The 15,828-nt window shown below is 42.3% G+C and carries 15 protein-coding genes; 8 read left to right on the top strand and 7 right to left on the bottom strand.

Going from position 1 to position 15,828, the window contains the following annotated elements; translation table 11 throughout:
• Positions 1-105 precede the first annotated feature (105 nt).
• Both VK179_05045 and VK179_05040 read right to left on the bottom strand, forming a co-directional pair.
• Positions 106-1,551, bottom strand: coding sequence for an outer membrane beta-barrel protein (locus VK179_05045; protein ID HLO58083.1), 1,446 nt, complete (start codon positions 1,549-1,551; stop codon positions 106-108).
• Positions 1,552-1,554: 3 nt separating this feature from the next.
• Entirely contained in the window at positions 1,555-2,106 is a 552-nt protein-coding gene (locus VK179_05040) for a sigma-70 family RNA polymerase sigma factor (protein HLO58082.1), read from the bottom strand.
• A gap of 268 nt (positions 2,107-2,374) precedes the next feature.
• Here VK179_05040 and VK179_05035 point away from each other — a divergent pair, with 268 nt between their 5' ends.
• The 5 genes from VK179_05035 to VK179_05015 all read left to right on the top strand — a co-directional run bounded on the left by VK179_05035 (position 2,375) and on the right by VK179_05015 (position 7,241).
• Positions 2,375-3,079, top strand: coding sequence for an ABC transporter ATP-binding protein (locus VK179_05035; GenBank protein HLO58081.1), 705 nt, complete (start codon positions 2,375-2,377; stop codon positions 3,077-3,079).
• Between the two features lie 11 nt (positions 3,080-3,090).
• Positions 3,091-4,320: an ABC transporter permease gene (locus VK179_05030; protein ID HLO58080.1), complete on the top strand. Its 1,230-nt coding sequence runs from the start codon at positions 3,091-3,093 to the stop codon at positions 4,318-4,320.
• A gap of 11 nt (positions 4,321-4,331) precedes the next feature.
• A complete protein-coding gene (locus VK179_05025; protein ID HLO58079.1) occupies positions 4,332-5,597 on the top strand; it encodes an ABC transporter permease in 1,266 nt (421 codons plus the stop codon).
• Positions 5,598-5,623: 26 nt separating this feature from the next.
• Positions 5,624-6,751 carry an efflux RND transporter periplasmic adaptor subunit gene (locus VK179_05020; protein HLO58078.1) on the top strand — a complete coding sequence of 376 codons (1,128 nt, stop codon included), beginning with the start codon at positions 5,624-5,626 and terminating at the stop codon, positions 6,749-6,751.
• A 283-nt stretch (positions 6,752-7,034) separates the two neighbouring features.
• On the top strand, positions 7,035-7,241 hold the full coding sequence (locus VK179_05015) for a hypothetical protein (protein HLO58077.1): 207 nt from the start codon (positions 7,035-7,037) through the stop codon (positions 7,239-7,241).
• 154 nt (positions 7,242-7,395) lie between these two features.
• Here VK179_05015 and VK179_05010 read toward each other — a convergent pair whose 3' ends face one another.
• Positions 7,396-8,646 (bottom strand): hypothetical protein, encoded by a 1,251-nt coding sequence (locus VK179_05010; protein HLO58076.1) that lies wholly within the window; start codon positions 8,644-8,646, stop codon positions 7,396-7,398.
• 10 nt (positions 8,647-8,656) lie between these two features.
• Positions 8,657-9,985, bottom strand: coding sequence for a DUF4270 family protein (locus tag VK179_05005; protein HLO58075.1), 1,329 nt, complete (start codon positions 9,983-9,985; stop codon positions 8,657-8,659).
• A gap of 283 nt (positions 9,986-10,268) precedes the next feature.
• Here VK179_05005 and VK179_05000 point away from each other — a divergent pair, with 283 nt between their 5' ends.
• Entirely contained in the window at positions 10,269-11,282 is a 1,014-nt protein-coding gene (locus tag VK179_05000; GenBank protein ID HLO58074.1) for a kelch repeat-containing protein, read from the top strand.
• A 4-nt stretch (positions 11,283-11,286) separates the two neighbouring features.
• Positions 11,287-11,622 (top strand): DUF4907 domain-containing protein, encoded by a 336-nt coding sequence (locus tag VK179_04995; GenBank protein HLO58073.1) that lies wholly within the window; start codon positions 11,287-11,289, stop codon positions 11,620-11,622.
• A 77-nt stretch (positions 11,623-11,699) separates the two neighbouring features.
• Here the strand turns inward: VK179_04995 and lpdA are convergent, their stop codons facing one another.
• From lpdA to VK179_04980, 3 genes are all read right to left on the bottom strand, one after another.
• Positions 11,700-13,091, bottom strand: a complete 1,392-nt coding sequence (gene lpdA / locus VK179_04990; protein ID HLO58072.1) for a dihydrolipoyl dehydrogenase — start codon at positions 13,089-13,091, stop codon at positions 11,700-11,702.
• A gap of 67 nt (positions 13,092-13,158) precedes the next feature.
• Entirely contained in the window at positions 13,159-14,274 is a 1,116-nt protein-coding gene (meaB, locus tag VK179_04985; GenBank protein ID HLO58071.1) for a methylmalonyl Co-A mutase-associated GTPase MeaB, read from the bottom strand.
• A complete protein-coding gene (locus VK179_04980; GenBank protein HLO58070.1) occupies positions 14,271-15,386 on the bottom strand; it encodes a DUF1573 domain-containing protein in 1,116 nt (371 codons plus the stop codon). The genes meaB and VK179_04980 overlap by 4 nt, the downstream gene beginning before the upstream one ends.
• A gap of 69 nt (positions 15,387-15,455) precedes the next feature.
• Here VK179_04980 and VK179_04975 point away from each other — a divergent pair.
• A partial coding sequence (locus VK179_04975) for a hypothetical protein (GenBank protein HLO58069.1) occupies positions 15,456-15,828 on the top strand: 373 nt, incomplete at its 3' end.

The raw sequence follows: 15,828 nt of genomic DNA, 5'->3' as shown, positions 1-15,828 counted from the left end.
ATTTCAGTAACCTTAAAATTTTTTATATAAACATGTAGAGACGCACGGCCGTGCGTCTCTACGAATGTGTTATTTCAGAAATACCTGTGAATAAAGGGATATATCTTAAAACCTGTAATTCAACCCGGCAAAGAAGCCAAAGGAGAAAGGATGAACGATAATATCCGAAGACGTGCCGATCGGATTCAGGTAATACCGGAACCGGGGTTCAACGGTAAAATCAAAATTCTTTGAAACCGGGTATTCCAGCCCTAAACCTACGGATCCCTGGTAGTTTATCCTGTTAATATCACTGGTTTCGCCGATTGTTGTTTCAGATCCGTCATAGATCATACGAACCGTATTGCCTACAAGGAAATTGGTCACCATACCGCCGGTGAACGTGAAGTCGATTTTCCGGTCAATGATCTTGTACTTCATGATAAGCGGGACTTCAAAATAATCAAATATCTGCTGCAGGGTGACATCCTTTGATGTGCCCGTGACAAGGGGATAAACGAGTGCTTCGGATACACCTTTATCTTCTTCGGTTATGTTTCCCGCCGAGTTATATGACTGTGATTTTTTGTTATCGATTACCCCGCTTATGGTTCCGGTGGAGTTATTTACCTCTATAAAATTCCGGCTGTTATCATCATTGTTGTCGAGACTGACCGTCTCAACGCTGTTTTTCTGCTGACCGTATCGTGAATAATAAATTCCTGATTGTACCGAAAGGCGTTTGCCTTTGGAATATGATACCCTGAATCCGCCGGCATAGGCTATAAGGCCGCTTTCATTTTTATTGAGGACATCAATGTTAGAGGACTGCAATTTGTCCGATGAAATATTCCTGTCGGAATATAACGGTGCTATTTCGCTACCCAGCATCCATTCTCGACGGGCAGCCACTTTTTCATCAGTATAACCTTCGTTGTAATCAGCCATTAATAAAGCCGCAGCTTCTTCCGGCGTCATTGTTCGGATATTTTCTAAGTCTTCGTTTTTTGTATCTTCAGAAGAGCCAGCTACAGCATAACCCATAATGGGCGACAGATATGCCATGGCTTGCATTTCTTCAGGTAAACTAACTGCAGACCCGGAAACGGAATTTTCATAATTCGTTGCCTTATCGGCTATGTTTTCAGCAATTGATGGTGATTGTTCTGCTTCTTGTGTTTTTGAGCTGGTTTTAGGTATACGTTTTGACAATGCAACCGGGTTTGATTTATCCGGAACAGGACTTTCAAGATGAGCGTTAGATGATGTACCTGTTCGTTCAGTTTCAACGGTTACCGGCATGGTGCTTTTCCCAGGCGGGATTTGCCGGGTCAGTTGCCGGTTCATTAACGGTTGCTGGTTCTTCATTGTGATCCAGTAATATCCCAGTCCGGTGGACAGTAGAATGGCCATTCCTGCCGCGATGCGGAAAACAAGGATCATTATCCGTTTCTTTTTTCGTTCAGCCAGCTTACGGCTGATAATCTCCCAGCTTGATTCAGGAGGGCTCAGCTCAAAACCGCCCAGCCTGTCCCTGAAATAGCTGTCTGTTTTATTCATATCGTTGTCCATGGCTCATTTCATTTGAACCGTTCTCAAATAATACTTATTCACTTTTTCCTGCAGGATAGTCCTTGCTCTTGAAAGATTCGATTTTGAAGTGCCTTCACTTATGTTCAGCATTTCACTGATTTCCTTATGCGAGTAACCATCCAGGGCATACATGTTGAAAACAACCCTGTAACGGGGTGTCAGTTCCTGAATGATGTTCACCAGTTCACGGGCTTCCATTTCGGCTGTAATATCTTCGGATTCTTCATTTACCGGCATTACGGCATTTTCTTCAGTAACCATATGCCTGTAATGAACCCTGTATTTCTCAAGCGCCGTATTTACCATGATTCGCCTGATCCAGCCCTCAAACGCTCCTTTAAATGCAAACTGGTTAATTTTTTCAAAAACCTTAATAAATCCTTCCTGCAAAATATCCTGTGCATCCTCATAATTACCTGCATATCGCAGGCATGTCCCGAACATTTTTGTTCTGAACATGTCATACAATTCACGCTGTGCCCGGGGATCATTCTCCTGGCACCCGCTGATAATCTTATGTAAGTGATCTACCAAATACACAGTTTGAACAACTCAAAATTAAGTTTTAAATTCATTCGTTCGCTTAATCTTGTGATGTTGATATACAGATGAAATAATATGTCAAAGGGTTGCGTTTACTAAATGAATTTTTCAATTGTTCATTTTCGTACACCCGATGTTCAGAAGTGTACATTCCTGCTCATTAAAAATCAGTGTAAACTTTCGATAAGATTCTGTTTAAAAGGATATTGTGTAAAAAGGTATATTTTTTGTTAAAAATTTCTTAAACCGCTCAATCACGATGATAAAACTTAAAAACGTTAACAAATCTTATGTCACCGGAAGCAATTCGTTACATGTGCTCAAAGGCATAAATATGGAAATTGAACAAGGCGAAATGGTTTCCATAATGGGTGCATCAGGTTCCGGGAAATCCACCCTGCTTAATGTGCTTGGTATACTTGATAACTATGATACCGGTGAATATTACCTGAATGGGATGTTTATCCATGATATTAATGAAACAAAGGCTGCCCATTTAAGGAATCATACAATAGGTTTTGTTTTTCAGAGCTTCAACCTGATTTCATTTAAGAATGCAATGGAAAATGTGGCTCTTCCCCTTTATTACCAGGGCGTAAGCCGCAGAAAAAGGAACCAGATTGCAATGGAATACCTCGACAGGGTTGGATTAAAAGATTGGTGGACACATCTTCCGAGTGAACTTTCCGGTGGCCAGAAGCAGCGTATTGCAATCGCCCGTGCGCTCATCTCAAAGCCAAAGGTAATTCTGGCCGATGAGCCTACCGGGGCTCTTGATTCAGTGACTTCAATGGAAGTAATGGATCTGCTTCAGGAAATCAATGACGAGGGTATCACCATTCTGATTGTTACCCACGAACACGATATAGCACTCAGGACTCAGCGTTCGATCAAACTGAAGGACGGACTGATCGAGTGTATCACCTATCACAAGAACGAATATAAGGCCGTTTCATCCTTTTAATTCAGCAGAAAATGTTTGACCTTGATAAATGGCAGGAAATTCTCAGCACCATCAATAAAAACCGGATGAGGACTTTCCTTACCGGTTTCAGTGTGGCGTGGGGAATTTTTATGCTCATCATTCTGCTCGGATCGGGCAAAGGCCTGCAAAATGGCATTAATTCACAGTTTAAACAGGACGCTGTGAATACGATCTGGTTCGGACCCGGAACCACAAGCAAGGCTTACGAGGGACTCAAGGCCGGGAGGCAGATTAAGTTCACCAATGAGGATTACCAGTATGTGCGTGACAGGATGCGCGGTGTGGACAAGGTATCCGGAAGATACTACATGTGGCAGAACAGGGTTATTTCATATAAAAAGGAATATGGTGTATTTGACCTGATCTGTGTACATCCCGATTACCAGGATGTGGAAAGCGCCAATATGGTTGAAGGTCGTTTTGTTAACCAGGTGGATATCCAGAAACGCCGTAAAGTGGCTGTTATCGGTCGACCAGTTCAGAAAGCCCTGTTTAAAGACGGCAAAGATCCGATCGGTGAATATATTAAGGTAAACAATGTGCCCTTTATGGTAGTGGGCATTTTCAGTGATAAAACCGATCGCGACGAAACACGCGTTTACCTGCCGCTAACCACAGCACAGATGATTTCGGGAGGAGCCAATGAAATACATAACCTTACCATTATAAGCAACCTTTCGGCAAAAGAAAGTGAGAAATTCGAGCAGGAACTCCGTGCCGACTTTGCCAAAAGACACCGGTTTGATAAGAATGATCAGAATGCCCTCTGGATATATAACAGGCTGAAAGATTACAAAATGTTCACGAACCTCTTTATGGCCATCCAGATCTTTGTTTCAATCATTGGGGCATTTACAATCATTGCCGGTATTGTGGGCGTCAGCAATATCATGATCATCGTAGTGAATGAGCGTACAAAGGAAATAGGTATACGGAAGGCAATAGGCGCTACACCCGGTTCGGTAGTCGGAATGATTCTGCTCGAATCGGTGTTTATTACCGCTATTGCCGGGTATATCGGACTGATCGCCGGGGTCGGAACTCTTTCGCTTGTATCTTCCATAATTCCCGAAAACCAGTTTTTCGTGAATCCGGAAGTGGATTTCAAAATTGCGGTTATTTCAACTCTGGTACTGATAATAGCCGGATCAATTGCGGGACTTATGCCTTCATTGCGGGCTTCCCGGATCAGGCCTGTTGTTGCTTTGCGTGATGAATAAAACTTACAGCCATGTTTGACAGAGACAGATGGAATGAAATTTACAGCACGCTGAAGAGCAACAAGCTCCGCACATTTATGACCGCTTTCGGCGTATTCTGGGGGATCCTGATGCTGATCATCATGATGGGATCGGGTAATGGCCTTAGAAATTCGGTATTCGACGGATTCCAGGATTTTGCCACGAACAGTGCGTTCATGTGGACACGCCAGACCACAATACCTTATAAAGGCCTGCCACGCGGAAGAAACTGGTTATTCAACAATGCCGACATGAAAGCCCTGAAACAGAATGTACCTGAGATGGGTTACCTGGCTCCCCGTTTGCAGCCATGGTCGGGTAATGGTGATAATAATGTGGTAAGGGGACTCAAAACAGCTAATTATGATATTTTCGGGGATTACCCGGCGTTCTTCCGGATTGATCCGGTAACCATGCTTTTGGGACGCGAAATCAATGATCTTGATATAATCGAAAACAGGAAGGTGGCTGTTATCGGCAAACAGGTAAGGAGTGAGCTTTTCGATTCAACAGAAAACCCGATTGGGCAATACATCCGCATAAGAGGCGTGTATTTCCAGGTTGTCGGCGTTTTTGAGCCCAGGAACAAGAATATCAGCTTCGGAGGGGACAAGGAGAAGTCAATTTTTATTCCTTTTACCTCTTTGCAGATTGCATACAATATGGGTGACGAAGTGCATTTTATAGCCTTTACGGCAAAGGATAAAATACCTGTTTCGGATGTTGAAAAGAAGGTAATGACCATCCTGGCCGACAGGAATAAGATAGCACCCGAGGATGAACAGGCCTTCGGCCATGTTAACCTCGAAAAGGAATTCAAACAGATGACCGGTCTGTTTACCGGTATCAATGTGTTAATATGGATTGTCGGTATTGGCACCCTGTTCGCCGGTGTAGTGGGCGTGAGCAACATCATGCTTATCGTAGTGAAGGAACGCACAAAGGAGATCGGCATACAACGGTCAATCGGAGCCACTCCATGGAAAATAATAGGACAAATACTTATGGAATCAGTAACATTAACAGCTATATCAGGCATGATTGGCCTGGTGATCGGGGTCGGAATTCTTGAATTCATCAATTACCAGATGATCCATTCCGGCGGAGAATCCGAAATGTTCAAAAATCCGGGGGTTGACTTCAGCATTGCAGTTACAGCCCTTATCGTACTCATTTTTGCCGGCCTTTTTGCCGGGTTCATACCGGCCAAGAAAGCGGTGAGCATTAAGCCGGTTGAAGCCTTGAGAGCAGAATAATAACAGTAATATATAAAAGCACATCCATGAAAAAAGTATTGAAAGTTCTTCTCCTGGTTATTGTAATTGCCGCTATTGGCGGAACCATGTTCTTCCTTTACCAGAAATCGAAAAAGAAACCGGTCGTTTTTGAAATAAAATCACCGTTCATTTCCAATGTAATTAAAAAAACAGTTGCCACAGGATCTGTCGTTCCCCGCAAGGAAATTCTTATAAAACCGCAGGTTTCGGGAATCATCGAGGAAGTATTCATAGAAGCCGGTGATAAGGTGAAAAAGGGAGACCTGATCGCCAGGGTAAAAATCATTCCGAATATGGTTGAATTGAATAATGCCGAATCGCGCCTTAACAAAGCAAAGATCAATTTTGAAGATTCAAAAATGATTTATGAGCGCCAGAAAAAAGTGTATGAAGAAGGTGTAATCCCCGAGGCTGAATTCCAGAAATACAAACTTGAATACATGAATGCCATGGAAGAGCAGGAGACTGCCGAATCAAATCTCCAGCTTATTAAGGAAGGGGTTTCAAAGAAATCGGGAGCAGCCACCAATACCCTGATCCGGTCGACAATTGAGGGTATGGTCCTCGATGTACCGGTGGAAGTGGGTAATTCGGTTATTGAATCGAATACATTCAATGAAGGCACCACAATTGCCAGCGTGGCCGACATGGGTGAAATGATCTTTAAGGGAAAGGTTGATGAAACCGAAGTGGGCAAGCTGAAAATCGGTATGCCCCTGATCCTGTCGATTGGCGCCATTGAAAACGAAAAATATGACGCCACACTTGAATATGTTGCTCCTAAAGGGAAAGAGGAAAACGGCGCCATCCAGTTTGAAATTAAAGCAGACGTAAAACTTAAGGATAATGCCTTTATAAGGGCAGGTTACAGTGCCAATGCCGATATAGTTCTCGACAGGAAAGACAGTGTTATGGTAGTTCCTGAAAGCCTGATCAAATTCGAAAAAGAAGGTGATTCGGCTTATGTTGAAATTGAAAAGACTCCACAGATGTTTGAAAAACGGTATATCAAAACCGGGTTATCTGATGGTGTGAATATCGAAGTAAAAGAAGGACTGGATCTGAAAGACAAGATCAAGGGTCAGCAAAAACAGGAAGAAGAAAAGAAACCTGCTGAAGCATCACAGGGATAAACATCCAAACGATTATATACGATTCTCCTTTCATTAGTTTATTTTTAGGTTATTTAGGTTAGATAGACCCCTGCGCAGCCAACGCAGGGGTTTTCTTTTTCGGAAAAAAGTTATTAACAATTACAAATCTTAAAAAATGCTAACGTGCAAAAAAATAGTGTTAAAACGTAACTTTTGTGTTGAAATAGTAGTTAATAAGTAGTAAATTAGCTTTTGATAACTTGTTCTGTTTTTAATGAACAAAAGTTAATTAGGCAAAATCACTAACTAAACTTTACCCATTATGCTTGACGTAAAGTACAACATCAAAAGTCTCATCTCAAGCATTTACGAATGCCAGAAAAAAATCATCATTAACCGTCGTTTCATCCGTGAACTTGAATCGGAAGGACATGATACAGGTAAGCTGAAAAACGAAATTGATGATTTGGAACGGAAAATCGGTGAGTTCCAGAAGGAACTCCGGAAGCGCTATCAGTTTACTTACTAAGTATTATTCTAAGAAATCAATCTCACAGGCATCATCAAAGACCACTCCAAAAGAGTGGTTTTTGTTTTTCATTGCCCCGGCCTTCAGGCCGGGTGAACAACAAAATAAAGATCCGGTGTAAAGTTTCTGTTTACCGGAGATGGCTAAAGCCATCCTAATCAATCTGCCTCTTCATAAACCACCAGTCATGCAGGGTGAGGCTTATAATGAACATCTGGTATTTTTCTTTTACAAGCCTGTTTTCTAAAGTTCCGTTTATTCCGTAATTATAGGAAAAATTGATTGTAGTACGGTTCTGAAGAATCGGGAATCCCAGTCCTGCCGTAATTCCATTATCTGCAAAAGTACGCTCCCTGAACTGCAGGTATGATTCCTCATGGTAATATCCAAGGCGATATGAAATACCCCCGAAATACCCTAATTTGTTAAATCTTCCCGGGATAAGCTCAATTCCGGCCCTGATTATATTGTTGCTCCTGTATTTGAAATTACTGCTATTGGAAGAGGTATTCGACCAATCCTGGTAAATATAATCCCCGCTTATCGTGAGGCTGTTTTTATACATCACGGAAAAACCACCGCCGAAATACATGGGAAATTTAAACGTGCCATGATCCGTGTTTTCATCTTTTAAAATATCACCCTGGAATTCGTAAACGGTTATTTTATCTTTTTGTGTGAGGTAATGAGTGTTACCAAAAATACCACCGAGGGTTACTTCAATATTTTTATTTACAGGAAAGAAATACTGCGCACCAAAATCAGCATAAAACTTTTTAAGATACCGTGATTGTTTGATGATCAAATCGTTTGTCATAAGATCAGGAGCATTAATTTTTTCAGAAGATTCAATAGTTCCGAAAAGGTAATTCATACTGACTCCCAGGCTCAGGTGCTTAAAAAAAGTAAATGAATTATTGATGTAAAACTGGTTCAGTCCTCCTGATCCGGATTTCTGAACATTATAGGTTCCGTTTGGCGTTCCCTGGATCTCTTCAGTGGTTTTAATCTTATAGCCTACCGAACTGTAAGGAGATATTCCGATACTGGCTTTCCAGTTATTCATTACCGAGAACCCGATGGCTATATTATGAATGTTGAAGTCGTTTCCTTTTTGTGTACCTTCGTTACTTGTTGAGTATTTTACAATATCTCCATTTAAACCGAAATCGAAAAAGAACGAAATGCTGTCAACCGTATGGAGAGAAGCAGGATTCACACTATTGAGATAGGCAGGTGATGAAAGGGCAATGCCGGTTCGTCCCATAGCGAGGTTTCTTGTAAAGCCTTTCGGCAGAATCTGACCAATGCCGTAAACGGAATAGGGCAAATGGGTCCTTTCCTGGGCTGATAAGCCTACCTGAACAAATGAAAATACGATAAGGTATAAAAATAATCTGTGCATTGTGGTTCTTTTATTCGATGTTCATATAGTATATTTTCAGCCGTACCTTGTTAATCCTGTTCTTATGACTTCCTATGATAAGCCTGCGTGATGTCTGATACAGGTCATCAGCTGAAATGGTCATCAGCATGGCCGGTGTGTCATCATTCTGTTTTTCAAGATTACTTTTGATGAAATTCGTAATCTCAAATGTGTACCGGGTATTCTCCTGGTTTACCATATCAATCGTGAGATTTTCAAAGGACGAATACCTGTTGGACTTATTATATAATAAGGAGCCCCAACGGTTCAGATCGTCAGTTGAAGTCAGGCTAAGGTTTACAGGTAAGGTCTCTTCGGTATAGGTATTGGTTGCAGGTTCCACTTCAAGTTCAGCGTTGAGGATCTGGATATCATTCCCGACGTAGTATAAATTTTTAAGATACGGAATCTCAAGACGGGTAACGATCCCTACACCGGAATGAAGAAATGTCCGGTTTGCCGTTTCCGAAGAACTCAACTTATCATGCAGGTTTTTGGGGAACGGTACTTTGGGGTTGTACAGCATAAACCGGTTAAACTGTTTGCCGGCCGCTGATTTGAAATCAACATGGCGCTTCACAACTGAATATTGAACATAATGATAAAACACCCTCATAGCCGGTGCATATGGGCTCCCGGAGCCGACCGGAAAATAAAAACCCATAACTGATTTATTGTTTTCACCATAGCGGACCATAAAACCTTTAAAGAAATCTTCCCAGTCGGTAGCATCAGTTACGCGGTGGTTATTATTCTTCATGTAGGTGAACAACTGAATTCCAAAAGTACTATCGATCGGTATCCAGATAGTATCACCTGAATTGGGCGACGGTTTGAATGTTATACTGCCAAAAAGTTCCGGCATTGCAGCAATGCTGTCAGTATTATAAAAATACCCGTCGGCGCTGTTTGTTTTAATCGTTTGCTGCAGACGATGAACATCAATTGTAAACGGCAGCGCTGTGTCTCCTTCATAATACTTATTATATACAAGGCCCAGGCATAGCGAATCAAACACGTAATCATCCTGTATTCCGAATTTATTTGTTCCCGGTATATCAACAGTGAAGAAGCTGCTTGCAGTAAAAAGCCCGAAATCAGGATCATCAAATCGTCCGATAACAGCTGACGGCGCAGATAATCCGGATGTATGAAGCGAATCAAGCATTACCGTGTAACTGTTAACAGTAAATGTATCTATGAGGGAAATGCTGCTTTTTACATCCACATTGTCCGTTCCGATATCAAATGTTTTATTCTCACTGCACGACATCCATAAAAATGGCAGTGTGAGAATATAAATAAGATTCCTGATCATCCTGTATATTTTATCTGTTAACTAAAAGTTCCTGTGTTATGCCTTGAAATAAAGATTTACGGGAAACAAATCTAATTTAAATTGGCAGACAAAAATATTTATTTCATCTTTGTCCTCGCAAAATAAAGACTAAAAATTTTATTAATCGCTTCTATGTCTTTATTTTTGCTTTGCAGAACCAAACGTTAAAAATTATTAATAAAGAAAAATTGCATTCAGAGTTTTAAAAAAAGCACTTAAATTCATCGCAAAATTAACACTAGTATTAGTTAAACTACATCACATGAAAATACCGAAGAATGTTTTATTAGTTATGCTGCTGACCCTGGCCGTTGCCACCACAGTTATTTCATGTAAAAAGGACAAAACCACTGATTTAATAGGCAATTGGCTTGAAAAGCCCGATTATAGGGGAGATGCCAGGCAAGAAGCCGTAGCATTTGCAATTGGCGAAATGGGTTATGTGGGTACCGGTTATAACGGAGATGATCGCTTGAATAATTTCTATTCCTATAATGTTAACGCCGACAGATGGGAAATCGTTGCCACAGATTCACTTATGACCCCAAGAACCGGTGCTGTAGCTTTCACCGCCGGAGGTAAGGGATATGTCGGCACAGGTCGTGATAATACAAAAGAATTGAAAGACTTCTGGGAATATACTCCCGAAACGAACACCTGGAAAAGGGTCGCTGATTGCCCTATTGGCCGGTATTCTGCCGTTGCATTTTCAATAAATGATATTGGTTACATGGGAACCGGCTATAATGGCAGCACGCTGCTCGACTTTTACTCTTACGATCCGCAAACTAACACATGGAAAGAAATTGCCTCCTATCCTACCAAGGTAAGGGAAGCTGTAGCCTTTGTATTGGGTAACAAGGGATATGTGGTTACCGGTGAAAAGAATGGCGTAAACATCGACGATTTTTTCATGTATGATCCGGGAACTGATAAATGGACGGCTATGCGTAAAGTTGACGATGTAAGTGCCGAGTCATATGATGATGATTATACAATTACACGCCAGAAAGCGGTTGCATTCACTATAGCGGGCCGTGCTTATGTAACAACCGGTGAAAAAGGCGGTACAGTTAAGGATGTATGGGAATACAACCCGGATACCGATCTTTGGGTAGCCAAAACCAGTTTTGAAGGTGTTGCAAGAAGCAACGCCGTTGCCTTTACAACTGCAAGTGGAAGAGGATTTGTCGCAACCGGATATAATGGCTCATCCACCTATTTCGATGATTTATACGAATTCAGACCTGTTGATGATTTCAATGCAGATGATTGATATTATGAAAATCAAGGATATTAGCAGGAAGCGGGTTTTTTATCCGCTTCTTTTCGTTATACTCGGTGGCATTATTGTTTTCAATGTTATTCATATTGTTTCCCCCCCGTCTGAAAGGGTGGTTGCCTATAAAATTGAAAACGGATGGGGATTCCGGATATTACGGGAGGAAAAAGTTGTTATTGACCAAGCCTTCATTCCTCTTATTCCCGGCAAAAATCCGTTTCCGACCAAGCGCCTTGCACTGAAAACCGGCAAACTGGTGCTAACCCATCTTCAACAAGGCATTGTTCCCGTGATTGATTTTAAGGATTTGAGGAAGATAGGGGTGATAAAATAATGTGCCAATAAATCAATAAGCCAATGTGCCGATTAACTCAAAAAAGCACATCAGCACATTAGCACATCAGCACATTCCTATATATGTATCACCTCCCCGTAAGCTGCTGCAGCGGCTTCCATTACGGCTTCCGACATAGTGGGGTGGGGATGAATGGTCTTGATGATTTCATGACCGGTTGTCTCAAGCTTACGGGCTATTACCAGCTCCGCAATCATCTCGGTCACATTTTCACCGATCAGATGGGCGCCAAGCAACTCACCGTATTTCGCATCAAAAATTAACTTAACAAATCCATCCTTGTTGCCTGCTGCACTTGCCCTGCCCGATGCCGTGTAAGGGAATTTACCTACCTTGATTTCATAACCTGCTTCTTTAGCCGCTTTTTCGGTAAATCCCACTGATGCAATCTCGGGAGTTGTATAGGTACACCCCGGCACATTATTGTAATTCAACGGCTCCGGATTCATACCGGCGATTTTTTCCACACAGGTGATGCCTTCGGCTGAGGCCACATGCGCCAATGCCTGGCCGCCCACAATATCGCCTATGGCATAAACTCCTTTTACATTGGTGCGGTAAAACTCATCCACCTTTATCTTTCCCTTCTCAACAGTAATATTCAGTTTTTCAAGTCCGATATCCTCAAGGTTGGCTGTGATTCCAACGGCAGAAAGCACTATTTCAGCTTCCCTTGTTTCACCGCCTTTTGGTGTTTTAATCGTGACCTTGCATAATTTACCTGTTGTATCAACCGATTCAACGCTTGAAGAGGTCATTACCTCCATGCCGGCTTTCTTAAACGAACGCTCAAGCTGTTTTGAAACTTCTTCGTCCTCGAGTGGCACAATATTGGGCAGAAATTCTACAAGCGTGACTTTTGTCCCTATTGAATTGTAAAAATGGGCGAATTCACTGCCGATTGCACCGGACCCGACAACAACCATCGATTCAGGTTTCTTCTTCAAAACAAGCGCTTCCCTGTAACCAATTATCTTTACCCCGTCCTGTATGAGATTGGGAAGTTCTCGTGAACGGGCTCCTGTTGCAAGTATGATGTTTTTCGCATTAATTTTGGTAACTTTTCCATCCTTGTCTGTTACGGCTACTGTCTGGTTATCCTCAAGCCTTCCGTGTCCTGCAATATGGTCAATCTTATTCTTTCTGAAAAGGAACTGAACACCCTTGCTCATACCGTCGGCCACTCCGCGGCTGCGTTCAACCATTTTGGCAAGGTCGGCTTTCGCTTCAGATTCCATCAGAACTCCGTAATCGGATGAATGCTTCATGTAATTGAAAACCTGGGCGCTTTTTAACAGGGCTTTTGTAGGGATGCAACCCCAGTTCAGGCATATTCCGCCTATTTCTGCTTTTTCCACTACTGCTGTTTTCATTCCAAGCTGTGATGCACGTATGGCGGCCACGTATCCACCAGGCCCGCTGCCAATTACTACGAGGTCATAATTCATTATTGAAAAAATTTAAGGGTTGAGTTATTCTAATTTTATATAATAGCAAAGAAATCTGCATTTTGTTCTACAACCTTCCTTTGTTCATTTTGATCCATTTTCTTCTGAAATACTTCTCAAGCAGATCACGGGCCGGTGTAAAAGGAGTTGTCTGTCCCGCCAGCACTTTCTGTTCATACCTGAGAAGCATTTTCTGAATCCGGGCATCGAAATAAAAAGAATCTTTCAGATTCTGGTTTATGGTTTCATACATCCAGTAACGCGACTGTTCAAGGCGTTTTCTTTCAAAATAGCCATTGTGTTTTACGGTTGCCATATATTCAAGAACCGTATCCCAGACCTCGGGAATTCCTTTACCGGTCCTGGAAGAACAGGTCATAACTTTTGGTATCCACCCTGAAGGTGAAGGAGGAAATAAGTGAAGTGCATTGGCGTATTCAGACCGCGCCCTGTCAGCTTTTTCCATATTCTCACCGTCGGATTTCGTAATGGCTATCGCATCGGCCATTTCCATGATTCCTCTTTTTATTCCCTGCAGTTCATCGCCGGCACCGGCCAGCATAAGCAAAAGAAAAAAATCAACCATTGAATGTACGGCAGTCTCACTCTGACCTACACCCACCGTTTCAATAAATATCGTATCAAATCCTGCTGCTTCGCAAAGAATGATGGTTTCACGGGTTTTACGGGCAACTCCTCCAAGGGATCCGGCGGAAGGCGATGGCCTGATAAATGCATGAGGTTCGGCTGAAAGCTGTTCCATCCTTGTTTTATCACCCATTATACTGCCTTTTGAACGCTCACTGCTCGGGTCAATCGCCAGAACGGCCAGCCGGCGGTTCTCACTGATAAGTTTCATCCCAAGCGATTCAATGAACGTACTTTTGCCTACTCCGGGAACCCCGGTAATACCTACACGTATTGAATGTCCCGACATGGGCAGGCATTTTTCGATGATCTGTTGGGCCAGTTCGCTGTGTGACGGAAGAGAACTCTCTGTTAAGGTGATGGCCTGGCTAAGCATGATCCGGTTACCCGAACGTATACCGTCAATGAACTCCTGAACGCCCGGGAGTTTGCGGCGCTTCTGCTTATGCCGCCTGATCGACTCTTCATTGATGTCGGGAGGCTGCGAAACGCCATCATTCACAATCAGTGCACTTTTATAGGTGGTTCCTTTCATTCGTGCTGTTCACTGTTTTTATTACCGGCTTGTGTTTCAACAAAGGCATTAATCCATAATATAGCCCTTGATTGTTTCGGATCGTTTGTAATAACAGTGATTGCCTTCTTTTGTGCTCCGTTTGTAGCCCGTGTGTTGAATACCGCTTTAATAAGTGTGGAATCGCCAGGGCCTATTTTGGTTTTTGCAGGCTGAACCGCAGTGCATCCGCAGCTTGCTGAAACTTTACGTATATAAAGATCGGATTTCCCGGTGTTTTTTATCGTAAACGAATGATCAACCGTTTTCCCCTCCGGAATGGTACCGAAATCAAATTCGTGTTCATCAAATTGGGCACGCGCTGCATTAGCCATTTGGTCAGCCGTGTAACCTGAAAAATCCTCCTTCAGCGAAGCAGTTACATTAATCCTGTTATTCGGCAATTCAGTGCCGTTGATCAGCAAATTGAGCCTGTCGACTGTGTAGTCCCATGACGGTGTCTGATCCGATAAATACTCTATTTTGATGACACCTTCCTGCTGGGGTTCAAGCTTTTCAGGAGTAACTGTTATTTTAAGATGGGCAGGAACCGACTTGAAACTTAGTGACATGGCATCCGTTTTCGAATTATTGAATACCTTAAGTTCATAAGTATCATTTCTGCCCTTAAATACTTCTCCGAAAGCTGCATAAATAGTCTGAATCCTTAAATCACCGACTGTAAACTTATAGGTATCCTCCACTTTTTCAGTGGGAATCACAACCCCCCGTAATCCCAGGACTACCTGTTGCACACTGGCATTGCTGATGATCTTTACCGTTTTTCCGATTGCCCCTGACTGGTTTTCAGGGTTGAATGTGACTTTTACGGTAGCCGACTTGCCCGGTAAAACCGGCTCATGAGGCCATGAAGGAACCGTGCATCCGCAACTGCTTTTAACATCATTGATAATGAGCGGCACCTTACCGTCATTTGTAAATTTGAATTCATGTGTGATCAAGCCATCCGTTTCCCTGACGGTACCGAAATCATAATCTTTTTCACTGAAAGATATTACCGGTTTTTCCTGTGCTGTGAGTATGGCTGAAGGAATCAGCAGCATGCCAATTAAGGAAATGAACTTGAAATGCATTGTAATTTTGAAGTTGATCAATCCCAAAGATATAAAAAAGGTTGTTCAATTTTACTGTAATTTTGAGCCATGAAACTCGTTCTAACAGCCGATGGCAGTCATACGATCTGGCTCCCGGAAATCAATGAACACTATCATTCCGCTTTTGGAGCGGTAACTGAGTCGGAACATGTTTTTATCAGGTCGGGCCTCGATTTAATACTTTGTCGAAAAGATAATCTGACCGTCTTTGAGGTTGGTTTTGGAACTGGTCTGAATGCCTGGTTCACCTGCCTGAAGGCTTTGAATACAGGCAAAAGAATTCATTATTATGCGATAGAAAAAAATCCCCTTCCTTCAGAGGTGATAAAAACACTTAATTACCCGGTTGAACAGGAGCATAATGCTTTATTTTACAAAATCCATGAATGCGGTTGGGATTCGGATTCTGTTATCCATGACT

The organism is Bacteroidales bacterium (genome assembly GCA_035299085.1).
Lineage (GTDB): Bacteria > Bacteroidota > Bacteroidia > Bacteroidales > UBA10428 > UBA5072.
The sequence above is the reverse complement of the archived record's forward strand: the minus strand, read 5'-3'. Positions and strand labels throughout refer to the sequence as shown.